Source organism: Rheinheimera tilapiae, assembly GCF_042432165.1.
GTDB classification, from domain to species: domain Bacteria; phylum Pseudomonadota; class Gammaproteobacteria; order Enterobacterales; family Alteromonadaceae; genus Pararheinheimera; species Pararheinheimera tilapiae.
On the sequence record NZ_JBHLXP010000005.1, the window covers coordinates 701432 to 723405 of the forward strand.

The following is a 21974-nucleotide window of genomic DNA, read 5'->3' on the forward strand; positions in this document are numbered from 1 at the left end:
TGATTAAAGCTTAATCATCCGGTAACGAAAGGTCTAAAATATCATCAGAGGCTTTGTTTTTCGATGATTTTTTCACCGCTGCGGTACCATCAGCACCAGAGCTTTGTTCCATAGTTGCCATCTTCAAATCGTCAGTACCAGCTTTTTTCCGCTTCAGTAAGGCCGCCGGGTTCAGTTTAGCCAACAGCATGCTGACGGTTCTTTGCGCATTCGCGTTCATCGTCAGCACAATAGCGCCGCCACCGCCGATCAGGATCAACAAGTTCACACCAATCACCAAGCCGAGTGGAAACTCAGCCGGCGGCTCTGCCGGAGTTTCGGTTTCAGTTTTGGCTGTCCCGCTAGCATTCGCCATGGCTGCATCTGCTGGCTTTGCCGCTTCTGCAGCAGGCACTTCTGGTACCGCGATCTTCGGTCCAACCGCAGCAAAAGTGTATTCCGGAATACTAATGACAAATTCGCGGCCGGTTTTGGTTTTGCCAAACAGCATTTGCTCAACTCGATAGGTACCGACACCGGCATTGGCCACCCGCAGTGTCCGTTTATCCCCTTGTTGTTCACCGAGGGAAAAACTCTGCACTTCGCCATTCGGATAACGCAGCCGCCCCTGCACTATTAAAGAATCCGGATTGATCGGTCCTTCAGTGACCTGATAGGTCACCAGATGCGGTTCATCCGGCAACAGGCTCTCGACGACTTCGGTTTTGATTGGCGTGCGGATCACCAGCACCGGGTCCTGCATCAGCTCCCGTGTATACAAAGGTGTTTTCACCAGATACTTCGGCAACCATTCACCGGCCGGGACTTTGAGATTAAACTCGCCGGTAAAAATAGCGTCACGCGGCCTTTCATCATAATTTTTGCCATCATCAGCAAATGAAGTGAAATTCAGTACTGTGGTATTGGAATTGTCATAACCAGGTTTTTGCGTACTGAACAGCAAAACATCCAACTGCAGAATATCGCGAAAATCTTTGACGTTTACTGGCTTGCCGCCGTTGCTAAGTCTGGCAGTAACTTTAAAGATTTCGCCAACCATCAGGTCTGTTGGCAGTGTATCCACATCCAGACCAATCTCCGTCAGTACCATGATCCGGCTTTCCGGCAGGATCTCGCCAATAGCCTGCCAGGGGCCTGGTGTCGGCTTGGTCATTTTGATCAGGTCATAGGTTTTATCATCAAACCACTGCATGCCATTGTCTTTCGCCGTGCGCGCATAGACTTTGCTGCCATCCGGCCGCACTAATACCACTGAAGGCGCACCTTTTTTGCGGAAAAATACCAGCGTCACTTCGTCGACGGCAAAATCGATACGAAAGCGGTTACCGAGTAGCGGAATGCTATTCGTACCGGCGATATCCTTCAGCTCTGTGATCACTTGTTTTTCTGCGGGTGCAGCACCAGCCGGTGCTGCAACTGCTTCAGTTTTACTGGTTTGCGCCAGGGTTTGCGGTGCCAGCAACACTACACTGAGCAAGAATGGAGAAAACCACTTTAACTGCGCCACAAGCAAGACCCACCTTTTTTCTGCACTAAATCCAGTCGTTTTTCATGGGCAGCCACCTCGTCCACCGTCGCACTGACCACTTTTAACGCACCGCGACGCACCAAGCCGATCTGCTGCTGGTTGTTTTGTTCATTACCACTGTTATTGGCCAGATTCAGGCTGACCTGCCCCCCGGTCATCGCCAGATAAACATCTGCCAGGATCTCAGCATCAAGCAAGGCGCCGTGGAAAGTACGGTGACTGTTGATAATGTCGTAACGCCGGCACAAGGCGTCGAGGTTGTTTTTCTGACCCGGGTGTAAATCCCGCGCCAGCTTCAGCGTATCGAGGATCGCGCAGACGCTGTCGACCGGCGGCAATGGCGCAGCCAGTAACTTAAATTCGTGATTGATAAAGCCGACGTCAAACGCGGCATTGTGGATCACCAGCTCAGCGCCCTGAACGTAGTCAAAAAACTGCTGGGCGATGTCACGAAAACGCTGTTTGTCAGCGACAAATTCGTTGGTGATGCCGTGGATATTAATCGCTTCCTGCTCAATAAACCGGTCCGGGTTTAAATACACATGGAAGTTATTGCCAGTCAGGCGACGGTTGAACATCTCAACACAACCGATCTCAATGATGCGGTGCCCTTCCTGCGGGTTGATACCTGTGGTTTCGGTATCGAGGATGATCTGACGTTTTGCCATGAAGAATCGTTTTTCAGCGCTTTTTGCGCTAGAGTATACGCCGTTTTTAACGCTGGGAAGCCTTGATGCATAAAACTGTTGAAATCTACACCGATGGCTCCTGCCTCGGCAATCCGGGCCCTGGTGGATATGGTGTGGTGATGAAATACCAGCAGCATCTCAAAGAGTTATCCGGTGGTTTTATTGAGACCACCAATAACCGGATGGAACTGATGGCAGCCATTGCTGCTCTGGAAAGCCTCAAACGCCCTTGCTCAATTGATATCTCAACCGACAGTCAGTATGTTCGTCAAGGCATCACGCAATGGCTGGTGAACTGGAAGCGCAATAACTGGCGCACCGCCGCCAAAGAACCGGTCAAAAACAAAGATTTATGGCAAAGATTGGATGCCGCCTGCCAACCGCACGAGATCCGCTGGCATTGGGTCAAAGGTCATGCCGGCCATCCTGAAAACGAACGTTGTGATGTACTGGCGCGTGAAGCAGCAACCAGTCAGGCCACACAACCAGATCCGGGGTTCAGCCGGACCTGATTTACCTTTCCCAACAAGCCGGTTCAGACAAAGCCTGTCAGCACGCTGATACTCACCGCACTGAGCAGGCTTGTTGTGCTTCTGTTTGCATGCCTAACTTCTTCATCACCATCACCGCCGGACAAAAACCGGTAAAAGCGCTCTGAACCATGTTGGCACCAACAAAAACGGTCAGCCAGACAAAGTTCGGGTGAACAAAATACGTCAGTACGACAGATAGCAACACCATACTTCCCGCAAACACTAATAACGCTCTTTCGACAGTCATAACCACCTCCATTAAATTAATTAATTCTAATATAAACGATAAAACTTGTATTGTCTGTGCGTTAGCTTCGTGCTTACTGCCAATGCTGTAACAATAAGGCTATGGCCAGTACCGGTAAAAATAATGCGAAGCCGCGCCGGAATTTCTGCTGCGGTAAGTATTGCAGCACCATCAGACCAACCAGACTCCCCACCACACCAATCAAACCGAAACTGCCGACCAGCGATAGATCCGGCCTCAGCAAAGGTTGGCTCCACCACATACTGATAAAACCGCTGCAACTTTGCAAAAACACCAAAGCCAGACTGGTTGCGACTACCCGCTGAGATGGTAAATCACTGATCGCTAACAACAATGGCACCAGCAAAAAACCGCCGCCGACGCCAATCAGACCTGTGATCAAGCCTAAAGCAGTCCCTGCCAGCATCACCTGCCACTGCTGTTGCAACCGCACCTGCAGCGGTTGGCTGCGCCACATATTCAGGCTGGCAACGAGCATCAGGGTCGCGAGCACGATCAACTGCAACAGCGCCGGCAGCCATTGACTGGCATAACCGCCGGCTGCAGCGCCCATAATGCCGGGCAGAGCAAGCTGCGCCAGCAGTTTCCCTGCGACCTGACGGCGCCACAAATAAGGGGTCACTGCGCCAAGACTAATCAGTGCAACAATGCCAAGCGCGGTGCTGATTGCCAGCTTCTCCGGCATATCCAGCAAAAAGATCAGTACAGGTACCGTCAGAATAGAACCACCAGAGCCAAATAGCCCAAGCGTCAGCCCGATCAGCAAAGCTGCCAACAATGGCATTCCCCAGCTCATGGGCGCTCCTTATTTCTTTAAGTTCTATACTAATAACTAAATTCAATAGTAAGGCAGTGCTTTACAGAACTCAAGCCACGCAAAATAAGCGGGACGTAAATTACGTGGAGTGCGTGGTTTAATTTGCTTACACTAGCACTTTTGCATTTTGTCGCAGGACTATTCATGACCCAATCCGCTATCGATCAGATCCCCGTGTTTATCATCAACCTCGACAGCTCCCCTGAGCGTTATCAGCACGCAGAACAGCAACTGCAAGCTCTTGGCATCAGTGCACAGCGCTTTCGCGGGGTTTATGGCAAAGATCTGAGCACTACAGAAGTGGATGCCTGTTATGACAAAACTGCTAACCAACAGTATTTTCGCCGCTCTTTGTCTCCGGGCGAAATTGGCTGCTATTTATCACATCGCGGCGTCTGGCAGTTGATGGTTGATCAGAATATTGATGTCGCGATTGTGCTGGAAGATGACATTGATGTTGAAGCCCGGTTTGCCGCAGCACTGGGACAAATCAACAAGCTGGATGGTTGGGACCATATCAAATTGTCAGACGACCGGGACACGCCGGCCTTTAGCCGCAAAGCAGTCGGTGATGGTTTTGAACTGGTCAATTTTAAACGGGTTCCAAACTGTGCAACCGGTTATGCCATCAGCCAAAGTGGCGCCCGGAAAATGCTGCAACGCAACAAGTTTTTTCGCCCGGTCGACTTAGACCTGCAGTTCGGCGCCGAACTAGATCTACAGTTGTTTTCACTGCTGCCCTACACCATTTGGCCATCCAGCAAATTCGATAGCGTGATCAATCAAATCAGCGGCGGCACCCGCAAGGGCGACACCACAGCGCTGCGCAATCTGAAGTATCGCTTACAGGTCGTATGGCAGCGCTGGCGCTATCAGTCCGGTGACCTGGATCTGGTCAAATTCAAATAGCATGCTGTGGCTGGCCGACTGGTCACTCGTCAGATTTGAAATAGCTATTTCAGAACTTTTATGTGTGATAGCAATGCAATTGACCAGAAAAAAGCCCGCGATCGTTGCGGGCTTTTTCATCGATCATGGTAATACTACTGTGCCAGCATCTTTTCTACTTCAGCGATAAATGCCGGGTCATCCGGACTTACTTTACTGCCAAAATGTTTGACCGTGGTTTCGCCTTTACTCACCAGATACTTGTTAAAGTTCCAGCTTGGCTTTTCACCGGTTTTGGCGATCAGTGCTTTAAACACCGGGTTGGCATCGTCACCGCGCACCGGGCTGGTGGAGAACATTGGGAACTTCACACCATAGTTGATATAACAAACTTCCGCCGTCTTGGCTTCGTCGTTATGTTCCTGCATGAAATCGTCAGACGGGAAGCCTAATACCACCAGGCCTTTGCTGGCATATTTCTCAGACAGAGCCTGTAACGCTTTGAATTGCGGTGTAAAACCACATTTACTTGCGGTATTGACGATCAACAGTGTTTTGTCCTGATAGGACTCACATAAATCAACGGTTTCTTTCGTGCGCAGTTGCTGCATCGAGTGATTCAGCACGTCACCACATTGTGCCGCGGCCGCTTGACCACTGACCAGACTCAAACCAAATAAAGAAAACAACGACACTAATTTTAAAGCACGCATAAATCCTCCTTTTTTCTGATGATACGCTGAATCGCAAAAAAAGATCGTCACTGCGATCCGTCACTGTTTAAATTTCAACCGAACGATCCGGCAGATCTGAAGATGGATCCGACCAGCGCAAGCTGAACTGCGATAAAGAGCAACTACTTAGCGCATCGATTTAATATTTTTATTATGACGATAAAAATATATCTCTTTAGCAGTCTCTGAAATAGGACTAAAACGATGGCGGCTTGAAAAAAGAATAACCCAGGGAAGTCACAAAATATGGCCGAAATGATTGCAGGGGACTATGGCACTGCCGATGCGGGCGCCGACATCAAGCTGGCAAAGATCAGCAATAAAGATGCTAAAAACAAACATAAAACTGAAGCCAGACGTCGGATCGATGATCTGATGGAGCAAAAACGCTTACGGCAGATGTTGGATTTGGACGACGAAGACGAGCTGGAAATCGACCTGGTCGGTTAACCGGCAGAAACAGCGGCCTGTGTCTTCAGACCGCTGCTTAAAAAGAGGAGCTTGCTCCTCTTTTTTTATCTCGCAAATGAAGACGTTACGGTAACGCCGCTTCAAAACTCAGGGTAAAACCTTCCCGGATCTTATCCGCTTTCTCTGATTTCAGCGGCGCTTCAGTAGACGCTTCCAGCAGGTAACGACCCGCATTAGCAGGGGTGAAACTAAATTGACCCGCTTTATCTGTCACCAGATGCTGGCGCGCCGGATCATTGCGGTATAACTCACCATCAAAAGACAGGTCCGCTTTGATGCCTTCAACCGGTTTGCCATTGAGCGTCAAAGTCACGGTAACCGCTTCACCGGCGACGATATCTGCCGGGTGCCGGTCAAAACTGAATTCCAAGCCCTGGCCTGTCGTTTTCAGTACAGCGTCGGTTGGGGCGTTGACGGTGACAAACGCCAAGGCGCGATTGCGGCCTTGGGTAGTCACCACGTCAGTCGCATCTTTTGGCAGCTCTTTCGCTGCTTTTTGCTTGTCACCCATCAGACGTTTCTGCTCACCACCCACTTTGTAACTGGTGAAATAACGCGGCTGACCGCCCATTTCCAGTCGGTAGGTGCCGGCAACTGCCAGTTCAACATCGGCAATCGACTTACGTTTGCCCTGCACAGCCGCCGTTGGTTTCGCGATGGAGCCATCCGGTAATACCACTTTAAAGCCTTCTACGCCAACGCCTTTATCAGCCTGAAACGTCATATTGCTGGCAAACAGATCGACGGTGACAAAACCACCGGTTTTTGACTGGACATAGTGGCTTGGCAGCACATTCATCGTATGCGCCAGCGCTGTCGAGGCAGCGAATAATGAAGTCAACGTCAGTAAACGAACTGTTTTCATTGTGAATTTCCTTTGTTGTAAAGCGGTAGACTCAAGGCGCTTTGCGGCTGAGCTGCACCTGACCGATCTCGTTACCGGCGGCGACACTGACGGCAACGGCAGTGCCGTCCCAATTAAATTTCTGCTTCACCAGCTGACGGCCACCATGTTCACGTGCCGCTTCAATCACCAGCTGATATTCGCCGTTTGGTACTGCAACGCCCTGATCGTCTTTGCCGTCCCAACGCAGCTGATATTGGCCCGGGCCTTTAGTGGCGCCGGTACGGGCGTCGACCAGCGGCTGGTCCGCGCGACCAGTTTTACGCCAGAAACGGCGTAAATCTTTGATCCAATCCGGTTTTTCCCGCCAGATCTCAATCAGACGTACCGATTTTTCGCTACTGTCTTCCACCCATACCGCAACATAAGGCCGATGGTATTGGCCTTCACTGATCTTTGGCAGTTGCAGTGCGATCTCCAGTTCGCTGGCTGTTGCCGGTAAAACCAGACCGGACAGCAACACCAGCGCCAAGCTGACTTTTCTCATCAAATCCCCAACCTCTGTAAAAAGACAGCCTGTTAATGCAGGGCCGCCAGATAAACCAACAACATCACACCGGCGCCGGTCAGTGCACATTGCACACCCAGCCAACGTCGCGCCGGCTGGCGCCACAACAAATAAAAGCCGCTCAGCGCAAATACCAGACAAGCGATGGCGACCACATCAATCAGCCATTTCCACGCAGTGCCGGCATAACGGCCTTTATGCAAATCATTCAGCAGCGCCAGATAACCACCAAACTCAGCCGTCAGCTCCACGACCCCGCTGTCCAGCGCAATTTGGGCATTGGCAAAACCGGCGGGTTGTTTAAAGTCGAGCTCAAGTAGTTGCTCATCCGGGTCATAACTAAACGCAAACACGGCGCCTTGGATCTGATGTTCCGCCCGCAGCCAATCAGCGATTTGTTTAGCCTGTTCTGCCTGCTGCAGCTGATCAGCGCTGAATTCAAGGCCTGTCAGCGCGGCTGGTAATTGCAGCTGTCGGCTGTCGCTTTGTTTGCCAGCGTCAAGCTGCCAGTCCGGATGATTCAGCGTGATGCCGGTCAGGGCAAAAAATACAAACACCACCAGCACGGTCATCGAGACATAGATATGTAACCAACGCAGAACACGCGACAACAGCTTTCACTCCGTTTTTCAATTGGCTGAATGTTACTGAGATTCATTCTTATTTGCAATAGAGCAGCAATCAAACTGTTCCGGAAAAAAAATTCGATCTCTGCCACACTGCAAGCTGAGCTTTTTGACAAGGAAATCCAGATGTCGGGTAAAAAGAATTCGCGCCAGGATGCTGAACAACAACTGGCAGCCCTGCAGCATCAACTGGTGTTGTTGCAACAAGCAATGAGCCGCCAGCAACGCGGTGCTGTAGTGGTGCTGGAAGGACCGGATGCGGCCGGCAAAGGCGGGATCATCCGCCGGCTGGGCTGGTGTCTGGATCCGCGCTGGTTGCATGTCTGGCCGACGAATGCGCCCAATGAACCGGAACGCACCCAGCATTGGCTGCAGCGCTTTTGGCAACGGGTGCCACAACAAGGCCATTGGGCGGTGTTTGACCGGTCCTGGTATGGCCGGGTGTTAGTCGAACGGGTGGAACAGCTGGCAACGCCGGAGGTTTGGCTGCGTGCGTACGATCAAATCAATGCCTTTGAACAGACTTTGCAGCAAGAAGGCTTTGTGCTGGTGAAAATTTGGCTGGATATCAGCGCGGAAACCCAACTCAAACGTTTTACCGAACGCTATCAGGATCCGGCAAAACAATGGAAGCTGACCGCAGAAGACATCCGTAACCGCGCGCGCTGGGAAGATTATGTGCTGGCCCGTGACGAAATGTTTACCCGTACTTCGACACGACACGCGCCCTGGCAGCTGATAGATGCCAATGATAAAGATCAGGCTCGTCTGGCGGTATTTCAGTTATTACAGCAAGAATTCAGTAAAAACCTGAGTATGACGCCACCCCTACTACCGGCAGCAGTCACGACTTTTTTTGCCGGCACCAGCCCCCACAGCGACGCTTCAGATCACAACGCATAAACTGCAATGGCCAGAAACGACAAAACCCGGTCAGGACCGGGTTTTCGCAAAACAACTGGCAATTATTGCAGCTGTGACAACGCTTCGAGAATTTCGCGTGGTTCCACTTCCGGGCCATTTAACTCGCTGTCCCAGTTCGTGCCGATCAACACGCCGTCGTCGTACATTTCTTTTAACCAGCCGTCACAGAAAATATCCAGCGGGATGGCTTCAGGTTTGTATTCTGCCCATTCTTCATTGCAATGAGCCTGAGCTGCAGCTTCATTTGACCAGAACGGCATCACGTCGGTGTCTTCAAATTCTACTGATTCCACGACCAGTAAATCTTCGCCATGTGCCAGTACCCAAACTTGTGCTTCTGAGCGCGCTTCGGCGATAAAGCCCTGAAATACCGGATCGTGTGCATATTCAGCCATGATTGAAGTCCTGTGTTGTGTTACCGAAACGGGAATGTCCGGCAGTGCTTTTTCGATTATCCCAGAAGCTGCGCTGCTTGGCATCGGATTTTTTTCACTGCATGGTGATTTTGTCTGGGTGCAAGGTTCCCGCCGGAGAAAAAAATGACGTACAATTCGCAACATTCTTCCTGAAGGGACAGCTCCAACCATGGCTCAGTACATTTATTCAATGTATCGGATGTCGAAGGTGGTTCCACCTAAGCGTACGATTTTAAAAGACATTTCATTATCGTTTTTCCCAGGCGCCAAAATCGGCGTGTTGGGTCTCAACGGTTCAGGTAAATCTTCGCTGCTGCGTATTATGGCCGGCGTTGATACCGAGTTTGACGGCGAAGCCAAACCATTAGCCGGCATCAACATTGGTTACCTGCCACAGGAGCCGGTGCTCGATATGAGCAAAACCGTGCGTGAAGTGGTGGAAGAAGCCGTCGCCGACGTGAAAAACGCTTTCAGCCGGCTTGATGCCGTGTACGCGGCTTATGCTGACGAGAACGCAGATTTTGATGCCCTGGCCCGTGAGCAAGGCGAACTGGAAGCGATTATTCAGGCCAAAGACGGTCACAACCTCGACAATATTTTAGAACGCGCCGCCGACGCACTGCGTCTGCCGCCATGGGATGCCGAAATCAAAGTGTTATCCGGTGGTGAACGCCGCCGTGTCGCCATTTGCCGCCTGTTACTGGAAAAACCAGACATGTTGCTGCTGGACGAACCAACCAACCACTTAGATGCTGAATCTGTCGCCTGGCTGGAGCGCTTCCTGCACGATTACACCGGTACCGTCGTCGCCATCACGCACGACCGTTATTTCCTCGACAACGTCGCCGGCTGGATCTTAGAACTGGACCGCGGCGAAGGTATTCCATGGCAAGGCAACTACTCCAGCTGGCTGGAACAAAAAGATGCCCGTCTGCAGCTGGAAGAGAAAACCGAAAACGCCCGCCAGCGTTCCATCAAGCAAGAACTGGAATGGGTGCGCACCAATCCAAAAGGCCGCCATGCCAAATCCAAGGCGCGGATGGCGCGTTTTGAAGAACTGCAAAGCCAGGACTTCCAGAAACGCAACGAAACCAACGAGTTATTCATTCCGCCAGGACCTCGTTTAGGCGACAAAGTGCTGGAAGTGAAAAATCTGCGCAAATCTTATGGCGACCGCGTGTTGATTGACGATTTAAGCTTTAGCGTGCCAAAAGGCGCCATCGTCGGCATTATCGGTGCCAACGGTGCCGGTAAATCGACGCTGTTCCGCATGATCAGCGGCGCAGAACAACCGGATGCCGGCACTATTGAAGTCGGTGAAACGGTGCAGCTGGCGAGTGTCGACCAGTTCCGCGACAGCATGAACCCGAAAAATACCGTCTGGCAGGAAATTTCTAACGGCCAGGACATGCTGCAGATCGGTAGCTTCACGATCCCAAGCCGGGCTTATGTCGGCCGTTTTAACTTCAAAGGCAACGATCAGCAGAAGTTTATCGGCGAACTGTCCGGTGGTGAGCGTAACCGTGTGCACTTAGCGGCACTGCTTAAAGCCGGCGGCAATATGTTGCTGCTCGATGAACCAACCAACGATTTGGACGTGGAAACACTGCGCGCTTTAGAAAATGCTATCCTGGATTTCCCGGGCTGCGCCATGGTGATCTCGCACGACCGCTGGTTCCTTGACCGCATCGCCACGCATATCCTCGATTACCGTGACGAAGGCAAAGTGAATTTCTTCGAAGGCAACTATTCCGACTACGAGACCTGGTTGAAAGCAACTTACGGCGCCCAAGCTGCCGAACCGCACCGGATCAAGTACAAGAAGATTTAAACAGCACAGATTGGTTAACGTTAAAAATCCCTGCTTCGGCAGGGATTTTTTTGTCTCAGTTATTTGGGAGTTACTGTTTAAACTACAGCACAAGCCATATAAACATATTTAACTCACCTTAATTACAAATAAATCAACTATTTTACTTATCACCCCGTAAAAGGTACTATCGGGTTCGATTTTATATTTCGAGCTTCGCTTCACGCCAGCATGTAACGCAACTCAGAAAAACAAATCGTGCATCCAGTTTGTCGCCAGCAGATTAAGGACGATTAATGCTAAAACTATGGATACCACTGTCGCTATTGTGGTTAATTTTTGCCGTGCCACTGCAAGCCCAACAGGTAATTGACCCGCTTGAAAAAAATGTGAATGCTCAAGTCAAAGCAGTCTCGTCTCTCGTAACCGTCAACAATGAAGTGTATTTTGTTGCCGAGTTAACCGGGTCAATCGCATCGACAGCGCTGATGAAGTTTAATCCTACTAGCCAGCAGTTTAATAAAGTTGCCGATATCCCTGAAGAAATGCAACTACTGCCAGGGAAGCGAGTTTATCTGCAGGACGATGTAGAAGGAATATTACCAATACGCAATCAGTTATTCATGCCAAATTTCCGGCAATGGTTTGACCCTTCATCCAATACTTTTAAAAGCACCTTTGCTGCACAACCTCCGTCTTTTAAAGCGCAATGTAAACTGCAATGGAACCAAGATTTATTACTGGTATGCAGTGATTATCAGGATTTTGAACTGCAGCAGCAGTTTTACCGCTTCAATAAAACCGATTCGTTATTTTACCCAACTGAGGAAATATACGAGACGTCTTCTCATTCGTTTAAAGGCAAAGAATTGTTATGCAATGCAGATGTATGCGGTGATTTAACATTCTTAACCAGCTATCAGAATCAGCCGAACGCCAAGCTGCATATTGAGCAAGAATACTTGTATTGGGTGCAACCCAATGGGGATGTGATCATGCAGTCACGAAAAAATGGCGACCGGCAAAAACTGGATACCAGCGCTCTGCTCAGCGAGCAGCTAAACCAAGAAAGCTACATCGCATTCGCCAAGGATTATGTTCTGTATCAAACAGGACTGCCATATGGCCCTATTACAATCAAACGATTGCATCTACCCTCACAACGGATCGATCTGATAGATATTACAGCCACAACCGCCAGTCTTTTTGGGGTGGAAGGCAAAACCTTTGGGCCTGATGGCAACTTCCTGCTTTGGAAGCGATGGTCTGGCAATGGTTTAGTTCTTGCGAGCTGGCGGTTGTCTCCTCAGGACGTCAAAATTGCAGTTGTACAACAACCGGTGTCTGTCGGCGGTTCATACAATGATAGTTATCAACCCGAAACGACTTTGCTCGGCGATGGTGCTTTCATCACTTCTGACACTTGCTACAAATGGAGCATTGGCGCCAGTTTATACAGCTCAATCAGCTGTGTGGTCTCGGATTCGCCTGGTTTTGTTTATGTCAGCAACCAACAACAAACTCCTGTAACACTGAAGTCTGTTACGAGCCGGCCGGCCACCCCAATTCGTCAACTGACCAGTTGGAATCAACAACTGTTTTGGCATGAAACCGACGAACAGCCACGCTTTAAGCGCTTACAACCGCGCACCGGAAAAATTGATATTGTCGCTACAGATAAAAGCGGCCGCCTGTTAGCGGGGAACTCGGCGTTATGGTTGTACAGTGAAAATCATTTTTACCGCTTTGACCCAACCACCAACCGTTTTGACAGCAACGGTATCGCTGGCGCCACAGGACCAGAACCTGTAACTGAAGAGATGGGCATGCTGGTTGACGATGATTTTTATTATTTCGTCAATAATCCACTGTTTAGCGAGAGCAGCAGTTTAAATCGTTTTAATTTAAGCTCTGGCCAGCAGCAAACATTGAAATTATTTGCAGATATAGACAACGTTCGGATCTTGGGGATTAATCAAGGTAAAATATATCTGTCATTTAACACTGGGTCGTATTGGAGTTACAGTGATTTAAAAGGTGGGATCCTGGATTTAACCACGCTAACCATCGAGCAAAACGATGCATTCGCTGGCTATTCAGCCTCAAGCGGTATGATCAATTATAGCCATCACTTGACCAAAGTATTTATGCATCAGCAACAACTATTCGGTTTTTCGTCCCAAACCTCTTTCAGCGATCTTGGTACCGGCTCCAGCATGATTCTGTCAAAGCTCGACTTGAAACAGCAACTCCGCTTTGACCTCAATGAAAGTTCAGACCATAGCGGTCGAGCAATTATTATCAACAATACCATTTTAGCCAGCTCAGGAGAGCAATTCAGTGCCGACGGCACATGGATTGGACAACCGCTCAACGAGCGCTTCCATCAAGCCCTCACTTTTACCGACAGTACATATCTGCTGGGTGACGGCCTGCAAAAGCTACAATCGAGAAATGGTGTTTTACAGTCGCAACCGATATCCCTTGGCGCAACCACTGTAGTTAACTCCACAGCAACGATGGCCGAAGTTGCTGGCAAACTATATCTGGTGGCAACAGATGGCGCGCAAGGCGAACGCATCCGCCAGATCCAGTTGGACAATCGGGCTCCGGTGGCAGTTGATGATACCGCCAGCACGAACAATACCACTACAATCTCAATTGAGGTGCTGAAAAATGACAGCGACCCGGACTTAGACAATCTAGCTGTTGTTGAAGCCAAAGCAACCCATGGCGCAGTCACTATTCAGGCTAATCAGCAACTCAGCTACCAGCCAAAAGCGGGTTATGTCGGCAGCGATGAAATCAATTACAGCATCGAAGATAGCCGTGGTGGCCGTGCCAATGCAAAAGTGCTAATCAACGTCAGTGCAACGCCAATCGTCACGCCGGAAAAGCCAGAACCACCAGCCACCCCAGAAAGTGGCAAATCAGGCGGCACGCTGTCAGTCACTTGGTTATACCTGTTCAGCGCTTTTGTCGTACTGCGGAAACTGCGCCTGCGGGCAAAGCGCGCACTGACACGCCGCGATGTTTTTAACCAGTCCTCTGTGATGAGTCGGATAAATAGACAAGGTAAACCAATCATGCGGCAACTATTGTTTAGTTTTATCCTGATATACGCATGTGCCAATCCCTTGTTGGCGCAGCAGGTCATCGATCCGCAGGAAGAGAGTGTTCAACGATCGGTCTCGTCATTAAGCCAACATATCTTTGTACTCGACAAGCAGGTTTATTTTATTGCGGCGCTAGAACAAGATGCGTATGCCATTTTGAAACTGGAACCGGACACGAACCAGATTACCAAGGTAATAGATTTACCACAAAGTCTTCTGCGGATAGCTTCAAGCACAAATCAGTTGGAAAATTTGGATTTGAAGAAAATTGGCCAGCGCTTACTCATTAATAATCGAACATGGTTTGAACCAGCCACTGCTGCATTTAGCAGTGTGTTTGCGTCCTCTGCTCCAGCTCCCGAGTATGGGTGTAGTTTATCATTGGAAGAAACTTTAGTTCTTAGATGCGGCAACAACAAAGGGTATCGTCTAAATACAGAGGACATGAAGTTTCATCCAGACAACACCAATCCAACACAAACAAATTCTTTCGACTATGAAAAAGATGGACTTTTTTGCCAACTGAACGAAAAACCATATCGTTGTACTGAATGGCCGTCAATGCTGACCTATGATGTGCCTGATGACGTCTATTTTTGGTCTCCTATTTCAGTACAACAAAACTACATTTTCGTTAAAACGAAAGATAGTGTGGTGATGCAACATCGATATAGTGACGAACAGACAACGTTAAATATCGCCGCATTGCGCAACGAACGGTCCTATTCCATTGAGGCATTCTCACCGGAATACATTTTATTCTCAACCTACTCTCTAACTGGGGCCTCTCAATTAAAACGCTTACATATTCCAACTCAACGGATTGACCTGATTGATACCAGTTTGATTCGTACCAAGCAGCATGGTGTCTCTTTACTTACCACTCTCACCCTAAGCAACAATGGAACTTTTCTGCTACAAAACTATACAAAAAGCACGTTTAAATTGGCCCCATCACAGACGAAACCAGAAATTATTGAATTGGTCACTGATCAACGAGTGGATAGATACTTACAGCCGACAATGTGGGTACAGCTGCCCAGCGTGAACAACACGGAAGCTGATATCATCACAATTGCCGATAGCTGCATACGTTCTACGAGTTTCTTTTCGTATCAGTCCTGTCGTAAAAGTGTTCCAAGGCTAAACCGGATAAATGCAGAGCAAACCATTGATATTCCTGTCAGTTCTGTCAAATCCCGTCCAGTGACACCGATCCGGCAACTGACTGGTTGGAATCAACAATTATTCTGGTACGAGCACAATGGCCAGTGGCTGATTAAACGCTATCAGCCTCAGACTGGGCGTACCGATATTGTTGATACTGATATGCTGCAACCATTCAAAGAGCAAAGTGATAGAAAGCTGCTGGCAGGAACGACTGCATTGTGGCAGGTTAAAAATAACGAGTTTTATCGTTTTAATGTTGAATCCAACAAGTTTGAAGCTAATGGCACCCAAGGAGCGATGGCACAAACTAGCCAAGGAGTGCTAATAGACAATGACTTTTACTATTTTGTGCTACTTCCCTCTCCGAAAAACCCGCAGGCATTCAGCAGCAGTTTTCGTAAATTCAGTCTGATCACAGGCCAATATCAAGAACTCAAACTGTTTGATAACATACAAATCAGACGAATTTTAAATGTGAGCCAAGGCAAATTCTATCTGACATTCAGAGTTCCACCGCCTTATCCGCATCGCGGAGGGATCTTGCATCTAAACGATTTAACCATCGAATTAAATAGTGCCTTGGCTTTTGGTGAGTTATTGAACGTCTTCGAATTCCAGCAGCAGCTGTTTGGGCTCGGTTATTTCCATGGCAATCTGCAGCTGGCACAACTCAATCTAGCAAGTGAGTCGATCAAGATCCTGAGTAGTACTTTTGGAGACTTAGCCAACTCGAAAGCAATAGTGCTTGGCTCAACCATACTCACCTATGGAGGGCGCGCTTTTAACACCATTAATGGAGAAATTTCGTCTCTAAATTTCACATTCCATCAAGCACTGTCCACCCAACAAAATGTGTATTTACTCGGCGAACAAATATACAAAATCCGCTCTTTGGATGGTCTGATTCAGACAGAGCAAATAAAGCTGCCTGAAGGTGTATTTATCGATCCAACGTCATCAATGGCAGAATTGGATGGAAGACTGTATGTAGTGACTAAAGATGCAAAGAATGGCGAACGCATCCGTCAAATATCACCTTAAGACCTTGGAAGTGACGGCATTTCGTATTCGGTATAACTTCACTGCTTTACCAGAACGGTGAAGTAACCTTTTTTTTGCGGCAGTTGCTCAGAATAAAAAATCCCCGTTTTTACGGGGATTTTTTATTTAGGCTGACAGTGAGGTGCGTCATTAAGACAAATTACCGGTCGCTTGTTTTAACCAGGTTAACACCAGTTCCCTAACCCTGCGGCAGCACCGACTCCATCACTTTTTCAGTTCTAGCGAACTTTCTACCTGCTGATATGCGGCACGTAAACGTTGCACCAACTTCGGATCAGAGCCCTTTTTCAGTGCGATCCAGGTCCGTTGTTCCAATTCTTTTGGGAAAATCACAAATTCAACGTCACTGTGCGCCAGATTGTATTTAACCAGCATGTCGTCAATCGCCTGCGGGTCGTCAATCATCAACTCCAGCTTACCGTTTACCAGCATACGCCAGGTTTCGATGACATCCGGTTGCAGTTCCAACTTATTCGGTGGTTGCTTCGCTACGTCTCTGAGCCACTCCGCAGAGAAGTCATCGCGCTGCGCACCAATTACATAGCGTTTGATGTCCGCCAGCTGGCCGACCTTGATATCTTTGCGCTCACGCAGTTTTACAAAGCCAAACTTATAGCTGTTTACAATACCAATCCATTCGAATTGTGCTTCACGATCTGGTGTGCGCGCCATATTGTAAATCAACACATCCGGCGTTGTGGCGGCGATGCGAAATGCACGTGCCCAGGGATACACTTCGTAGACGGGGGTCAAACCGGCATGCTGCAGCATCGCCTCGACGACCGTAGTGGTCAGGCCGCCAACTTTGCCGTTGTCCAGCGTCTGATGTGGCGGCGACACTTCCAGCACCACTCGCAGCGGTTCAGCTGCGTGGGCTGATGCACTCAAACTAAAGCACAGCAGCATTGCTGATTTAGACCACAGCCAAGCCGGTCCAACTTTACATCGCACTGTCTGCACTCCTTTGTGCCGCTTTGCTTTACCTTAAACAGCCTGAAAAACAAAGGCAACCGTTAAGTTGCCTTTGTTGAGTTTTGCGAAAACGCGGTGACAGCGTGACTAAAAATTATTTCAGCACTGTTGCTACTGCTTTAGCAAAGTAATCAATATTACTGTGGTTCAGACCGGCAATGCTGACGCGGCTGGAACCGACCATGTAAATACTGAATTCTTTACGCAGCCGTTCGATTTGTTCCTTGTTGATGCCAAGGAAGCTGAACATACCATGTTGTTTGGTGATGAAGCTGAAGTCCTGCTGGACACCTTCAGCTTGCAGCTTGTCGATGATCAGCTGACGATAGTCGTTGATACGGTTGCGCATCACCGCCAGTTCCTGATGCCATAACGCAGTCAGTTCGGCGCTATCCAAAATATGGCTGACAATAATGGCACCGTGCGCCGGTGGCATCGAGTAGATACTGCGCACCACTGCTAACAGGTTGGTGCGTGCGGTTTCCAGCATTTTATTGCTGTCGACGACCACAGACACGGCACCGATCCGCTCGCGGTATAAACCGAAATTCTTCGAGCAAGACGTACACAGGATCAGCTCTTCCACTTCGTTGGCTAAATAACGCAAACCCTGAGTATCTTCATCGAGGCCTAAACCAAAGCCCTGATACGCCATATCGACTAACGGCGTAAAACCACGCTCTTTAGCCAGTGCAGTAAATTTCTGCCACTGAGCAAAGTTCAGGTCCATGCCGCTTGGGTTATGACAACAAGCGTGCACCAGCACCACATCACCGGCTGGCACTGTCGCGAGGTCAGCAAACATCGCGTCTTCTTTCAGGCCTTTGGTGTCGTAATCGTAGTAGGCGTATTCTTTAACTTTCAGACCTGCGGCCTGAAACATCGAAATGTGGTTAGCCCAGGTAGGGCTGGTGACCCAGATGGTCGCATCTGGATTGGCTTTTTTGATAAATTCAGCAGCGACACGCAGCGCACCGGTACCACCTGGGGTATGTGCAGTGGTGGTGCGACCTTCTAATAACACCTTATGCGGACCAAACGCCAGTTTTTCGATGTGAGCGTTGAAACTCAAGTCGCCGGCCATGCCGATATAAGTTTTGCTGTCTTCGAGATCGAGCCGCAGTTTTTCAGCTTTTTTTACGCATTCCAGCACAGCCGTATGGCCCGCTTCGTCTTTGTAGACACCGACACCGAGGTCAACTTTCAGTGGATTCGGATCTTCTTTGTAAGCGGCCATTAAACCCAAAATCGGATCTGTCGCTACCGGCTGTAAACGAGAAAACATAAAGTGCTCACCTGTTACTGTTGCTGATACTGTTAATAATTCTGTGGCTGAAGCATAACCTCAGCCTTATGGCCTTGTGGTCTGATGTTTTCAGGCCAAAAGCGCAGGCAAAGTCAGCGCCACTGCAATCAGCAGCGCCAGTTCTTTGCCATCAAATAAATTCTGCGTAAAGGCTTCGGAATCGATAATGCCAAGCACATCACCATTAGCGTCAACCAATGGCAGACAAGCTTCCGCCTGTACTTTCGGGTCACAGGTATAATACTCGCCACCCTGTGCCAGATAGGCTGCGACGTTGTTGATGATCCGGCCCTGCCCCGACAAACCCACGGTACTGTTATTGCTGATAGCGGCGAATTCAGCCGTCAGCGGAAATTCAGCCCGGCTTTCAGCACCAAAATAGGCCAGTTTGACTAACACCGTTTCACCCGCCGGATTATGCCTGCGCTGATATACCCCAAACCAGTGGCTGGCACTGTTGACCTGATAAAACTGCACAATGGCGGTTACTTTGGCCAGTAACTGTTGGTTAGCATCTGTTTGCCCGCCCAGAATGGGGGTTAAGTCATAGGGCTCATCCGCCAATTGACCAAACAACGAACAACTGCCGCCCTCGCCAAGCTCAGGCACCCGGAACTGCCATTTCACCTCAGCTGCCGGCGTTAATGTCGCCAGTTGCTGCTGGAAATCGGTCACTTGCTGATAAAAGTCAGCGGAAAAGGCATCTGCACTGAAGCCACAACGAGAAAGATAAGATTGAATAGGCATAGCCGTCCAGATTTCTAAAAAGTGCCGCCGCAGTCTACCAGAATAAGGGAAAAATCCAAGACCGTGCGGGGAAATTCAGCGTTTACGCCAGCAATTGCAACGGATGAAAACGGAAGCATTGCTGTGCGCCTTGTGTTGCATTATCTTGCCACGATTCCCGGCTGAACAACAGCACACCACAAGACGGAACTGATGATGAGTTCGAAAAAAATCTCGTTAGCCGACTGGCAACAACAATTAGGTGGCCAGTCCACGCCAAAACCGACCACGCCAACCGTTGATGGACTGGTCTACAGCACTGACAGCGGCCGCATTGACACGCCCAAAGCTGAAAAATCGACAGGCCAGACTTTTGCCGACGGCTTCTTACGCCTCAAACGCGAAACCAAAGGCCGCAGCGGCAAAGGTGTCATCACCATCGCCGGTATCGCAGAACCGGAAGAGAAACTCGCTGAAATTGCAGCGCTGCTGAAAAAGAAATGCGGCTGCGGTGGCGCCGTCAAAGACGGCATCATCGAAATTCAGGGCGATAAACGCGAAGTCATCCAGCAAGAACTCACCAAACTCGGCTACAAACACAAGTGGTCGGGGGGGTAAAGTTGGGGTTTTGGGATGCCAACAATTTGGCATCCCACCGACTTTACGGTGAGCTGGGAATCTCATGCAGCCAACAATTTGGCTGCATGCCCGGCGAACGCCCGAACCTCCGGTGAGGGCCGGGAGGAGCTCCGCGACGAGCCGGGTAAAGTCGGGGTTTTGGGATGCCAACAATTTGGCATCCCACCGACTTTACGCGAGGAGCTCCGCGACGAGCCGGGTAAAGTCGGGATTTCGGGATGCCAACAATTTGGCATCCCACCGACTTTACGCCAACGCCTCTGGCGTTGGCCGGAAGAAAACGGGGTTTCGAGACGCAAACTGATGGGCATCACACCCGGCTGATAACATTACGTAGGGTGTATAGAGCGCAGCGAAATACACCGCGAACAAAGCGCCACATCCAATACACGACGCATAAAGCTCCGGTTGCGGAAAAGCGCAATGTTGATCACAATTCCCGCCTATCAGTGCTATTCGCTCTGCGCATTGCCCCGGACACGCAACAACACCAATTCAAACCTAAAAACAGAAAAAGCGGCCGAAGCCGCTTTTCTCATCAAAACACCTCAACAAAATTAGCGGCTATAGCGCTGCTGGTACTTTTGATGTAGGTCTTTTTGTTTGTTGTTTAAATCAACTGCGCGGCCGTCAATCCACATCTGGCTGATTTTGCTGCTGCGATAATCCAGAATGTCGCCTTCTGACACCACAACAGTACCTGCTTTGCCGACTTCTAAAGAACCCAGCTTGTCATCAACACCGGCAATTTTCGCGGCATTTAATGTCACCGCAGCCAGCGCCTGTTCTTTATCAAGACCAAAAGCCACTGCTTGCCCGGCGCCAAACGCCAGGTTGCGGCTATCCCAGTAGCTGCCAATCGCCAGTGCGAAGGTCACGCCTGCTTTGGCCAGCTTTGCCGGTGTGGCGTAAGCGGTATCTACCGCTTCGTCATCCCGCTCCGGAATACCAAATGGCGAGCCAAAGATCACCGGCACTTTACGCGCCGCCAGCTCATCCGCCACCCGCCAGCTGTCGCGACCACCGACAATGGTCAGTTTCAACTGATATTTGTCAGCGAGCGCAATGGCCTGACGAATTTGCCGGGCATCTTCAGCATGAGCAAATACGGCTCTTTCGCCACTGAATACCGGGATCATCGCTTCCCAACGCGAATCCAGCGCTTTGATAGCACCGGCTTTTTTCGCATCAACATAGGCTTTGGCCTGCGCCATGGTGTCATACAGCTTTTGTAAATCTTCGGCGTTTTGTTTGGCCAGTTCTTCCGGTTTTTTCGGATTCCATGGTGAGCTCAGCACGCTGGCATTTGGCCAGTTGATATGCAGCGCGACCCCGGCTTTAACCGTCGCATCCTGCCAGCTCCAGGCATCCAGTTGCATCAGGCTGCTTTGGCCCATCAGCAGGCTACCGGCCGGGAACACCAGGCTATAACTGATGCCGTTCGAACGCACGGTCGGGATCACATCCGACTGCGCATCATAAGCCACTTGTGCCCGCACATCCGGGTTCGTGTCCGTAACTTCGCGGGTATCGTCGGTCGCGCGGACCGCTTCAATCTCGACCAGACCCAGCTGGTTAGCGAGTGCAATCAGACCCGGATAGACATGCTTACCCTGCAGTTCAACCACTGTACCGCCAGCAGGTGCCGCCAGATCTTTACCGATCGCAGCGATTTTACCGTCAACAATCAGCAGATCGGTGCTTTCCATTACACCATTGCTGACCGTGTGCAAGGTCGCATCGTTCAGTAGTACAGCTCCTTGCTGCGCCGCTGCCGGTACTATTGAGGTCGCCAGTGCTGGTGTGGCGAAAGCTGCTACGCAAAGCAGCGACAGGCTATTCATTTTAAAATTCATCTGAAGCTCCT

General features: G+C 49.8%; 21 protein-coding genes. 8 read left to right on the top strand and 13 right to left on the bottom strand.

The features are described 5' to 3' along the window. Window positions 1-10 precede the first annotated feature (10 nt). Both ACFFJP_RS19570 and dnaQ read right to left on the bottom strand, forming a co-directional pair. On the bottom strand, window positions 11-1507 hold the full coding sequence (locus ACFFJP_RS19570) for a TIGR03503 family protein (RefSeq protein WP_377248356.1): 1497 nt from the start codon (window positions 1505-1507) through the stop codon (window positions 11-13). Next, the gene (gene dnaQ, locus ACFFJP_RS19575; RefSeq protein WP_377248359.1) at window positions 1495-2196 is read right to left on the bottom strand and encodes a DNA polymerase III subunit epsilon; all 702 of its coding nucleotides are present in this window, start codon (window positions 2194-2196) and stop codon (window positions 1495-1497) included. The genes ACFFJP_RS19570 and dnaQ overlap by 13 nt, the downstream gene beginning before the upstream one ends. 65 nt (window positions 2197-2261) lie before the next feature. Here dnaQ and rnhA point away from each other — a divergent pair, with 65 nt between their 5' ends. Continuing rightward, the gene (rnhA, locus tag ACFFJP_RS19580) at window positions 2262-2729 is read left to right on the top strand and encodes a ribonuclease HI (protein ID WP_377248362.1); all 468 of its coding nucleotides are present in this window, start codon (window positions 2262-2264) and stop codon (window positions 2727-2729) included. 52 nt (window positions 2730-2781) lie between these two features. Here the strand turns inward: rnhA and ACFFJP_RS19585 are convergent, their stop codons facing one another. Both ACFFJP_RS19585 and ACFFJP_RS19590 read right to left on the bottom strand, forming a co-directional pair. Beyond that, entirely contained in the window at window positions 2782-2997 is a 216-nt protein-coding gene (locus tag ACFFJP_RS19585) for a YgaP family membrane protein (protein ID WP_377248365.1), read from the bottom strand. A 73-nt stretch (window positions 2998-3070) separates the two neighbouring features. Then, window positions 3071-3814, bottom strand: a complete 744-nt coding sequence (locus tag ACFFJP_RS19590) for a sulfite exporter TauE/SafE family protein (protein WP_377248368.1) — start codon at window positions 3812-3814, stop codon at window positions 3071-3073. Window positions 3815-3979: 165 nt separating this feature from the next. Here ACFFJP_RS19590 and ACFFJP_RS19595 point away from each other — a divergent pair, with 165 nt between their 5' ends. Beyond that, window positions 3980-4744, top strand: a complete 765-nt coding sequence (locus ACFFJP_RS19595; RefSeq protein WP_377248371.1) for a glycosyltransferase family 25 protein — start codon at window positions 3980-3982, stop codon at window positions 4742-4744. A gap of 134 nt (window positions 4745-4878) precedes the next feature. Here the strand turns inward: ACFFJP_RS19595 and ACFFJP_RS19600 are convergent, their stop codons facing one another. After that, window positions 4879-5436 carry a glutathione peroxidase gene (locus ACFFJP_RS19600; RefSeq protein WP_377248374.1) on the bottom strand — a complete coding sequence of 186 codons (558 nt, stop codon included), beginning with the start codon at window positions 5434-5436 and terminating at the stop codon, window positions 4879-4881. A gap of 267 nt (window positions 5437-5703) precedes the next feature. On the opposite strand from ACFFJP_RS19600, the gene ACFFJP_RS19605 reads away from it, so the two are divergent. Then, window positions 5704-5907, top strand: coding sequence for a PA3496 family putative envelope integrity protein (locus ACFFJP_RS19605; RefSeq protein ID WP_208932464.1), 204 nt, complete (start codon window positions 5704-5706; stop codon window positions 5905-5907). Window positions 5908-5992: 85 nt separating this feature from the next. Here the strand turns inward: ACFFJP_RS19605 and ACFFJP_RS19610 are convergent, their stop codons facing one another. The 3 genes from ACFFJP_RS19610 to ACFFJP_RS19620 are packed head-to-tail and all read right to left on the bottom strand — an operon-like array spanning window position 5993 to window position 7951. Next, window positions 5993-6793 carry a DUF4198 domain-containing protein gene (locus ACFFJP_RS19610; RefSeq protein ID WP_377248377.1) on the bottom strand — a complete coding sequence of 267 codons (801 nt, stop codon included), beginning with the start codon at window positions 6791-6793 and terminating at the stop codon, window positions 5993-5995. Between the two features lie 31 nt (window positions 6794-6824). Then, window positions 6825-7319 carry a DUF2271 domain-containing protein gene (locus tag ACFFJP_RS19615; RefSeq protein ID WP_377248380.1) on the bottom strand — a complete coding sequence of 165 codons (495 nt, stop codon included), beginning with the start codon at window positions 7317-7319 and terminating at the stop codon, window positions 6825-6827. A gap of 32 nt (window positions 7320-7351) precedes the next feature. Further along, entirely contained in the window at window positions 7352-7951 is a 600-nt protein-coding gene (locus ACFFJP_RS19620) for a PepSY-associated TM helix domain-containing protein (RefSeq protein WP_377248383.1), read from the bottom strand. 141 nt (window positions 7952-8092) lie between these two features. Here ACFFJP_RS19620 and ACFFJP_RS19625 point away from each other — a divergent pair, with 141 nt between their 5' ends. Next, a complete protein-coding gene (locus ACFFJP_RS19625) occupies window positions 8093-8869 on the top strand; it encodes a polyphosphate kinase 2 family protein (RefSeq protein ID WP_377248386.1) in 777 nt (258 codons plus the stop codon). A gap of 62 nt (window positions 8870-8931) precedes the next feature. Here the strand turns inward: ACFFJP_RS19625 and ACFFJP_RS19630 are convergent, their stop codons facing one another. Continuing rightward, window positions 8932-9285 carry a DUF2750 domain-containing protein gene (locus tag ACFFJP_RS19630; protein WP_377248389.1) on the bottom strand — a complete coding sequence of 118 codons (354 nt, stop codon included), beginning with the start codon at window positions 9283-9285 and terminating at the stop codon, window positions 8932-8934. On the opposite strand from ACFFJP_RS19630, the gene ACFFJP_RS19635 reads away from it, so the two are divergent. The 3 genes from ACFFJP_RS19635 to ACFFJP_RS19645 all read left to right on the top strand — a co-directional run bounded on the left by ACFFJP_RS19635 (window position 9284) and on the right by ACFFJP_RS19645 (window position 16443). Beyond that, on the top strand, window positions 9284-9433 hold the full coding sequence (locus ACFFJP_RS19635) for a hypothetical protein (RefSeq protein ID WP_377248392.1): 150 nt from the start codon (window positions 9284-9286) through the stop codon (window positions 9431-9433). The two genes, ACFFJP_RS19630 and ACFFJP_RS19635, sit on opposite strands and share 2 nt — an antisense overlap. A 42-nt stretch (window positions 9434-9475) precedes the next feature. Further along, window positions 9476-11137, top strand: a complete 1662-nt coding sequence (gene ettA, locus ACFFJP_RS19640) for an energy-dependent translational throttle protein EttA (RefSeq protein ID WP_377248395.1) — start codon at window positions 9476-9478, stop codon at window positions 11135-11137. Between the two features lie 275 nt (window positions 11138-11412). Then, a complete protein-coding gene (locus ACFFJP_RS19645; protein ID WP_377248398.1) occupies window positions 11413-16443 on the top strand; it encodes an Ig-like domain-containing protein in 5031 nt (1676 codons plus the stop codon). A 225-nt stretch (window positions 16444-16668) separates the two neighbouring features. Here ACFFJP_RS19645 and ACFFJP_RS19650 read toward each other — a convergent pair whose 3' ends face one another. The 3 genes from ACFFJP_RS19650 to ACFFJP_RS19660 all read right to left on the bottom strand — a co-directional run bounded on the left by ACFFJP_RS19650 (window position 16669) and on the right by ACFFJP_RS19660 (window position 19489). Beyond that, window positions 16669-17415 (bottom strand): substrate-binding periplasmic protein, encoded by a 747-nt coding sequence (locus ACFFJP_RS19650; RefSeq protein WP_377248401.1) that lies wholly within the window; start codon window positions 17413-17415, stop codon window positions 16669-16671. Window positions 17416-17530: 115 nt separating this feature from the next. Then, window positions 17531-18721 carry an amino acid aminotransferase gene (locus ACFFJP_RS19655; RefSeq protein WP_377248404.1) on the bottom strand — a complete coding sequence of 397 codons (1191 nt, stop codon included), beginning with the start codon at window positions 18719-18721 and terminating at the stop codon, window positions 17531-17533. Window positions 18722-18811: 90 nt separating this feature from the next. Next, entirely contained in the window at window positions 18812-19489 is a 678-nt protein-coding gene (locus ACFFJP_RS19660) for a GAF domain-containing protein (RefSeq protein WP_377248407.1), read from the bottom strand. 195 nt (window positions 19490-19684) lie between these two features. On the opposite strand from ACFFJP_RS19660, the gene ACFFJP_RS19665 reads away from it, so the two are divergent. Beyond that, window positions 19685-20086 (top strand): translation initiation factor, encoded by a 402-nt coding sequence (locus ACFFJP_RS19665; protein ID WP_377248410.1) that lies wholly within the window; start codon window positions 19685-19687, stop codon window positions 20084-20086. A gap of 578 nt (window positions 20087-20664) precedes the next feature. Here ACFFJP_RS19665 and ACFFJP_RS19670 read toward each other — a convergent pair. Beyond that, the gene (locus tag ACFFJP_RS19670; RefSeq protein ID WP_377248413.1) at window positions 20665-21963 is read right to left on the bottom strand and encodes an amidohydrolase family protein; all 1299 of its coding nucleotides are present in this window, start codon (window positions 21961-21963) and stop codon (window positions 20665-20667) included. Between the last annotated feature and the right edge of the window lie 11 nt (window positions 21964-21974).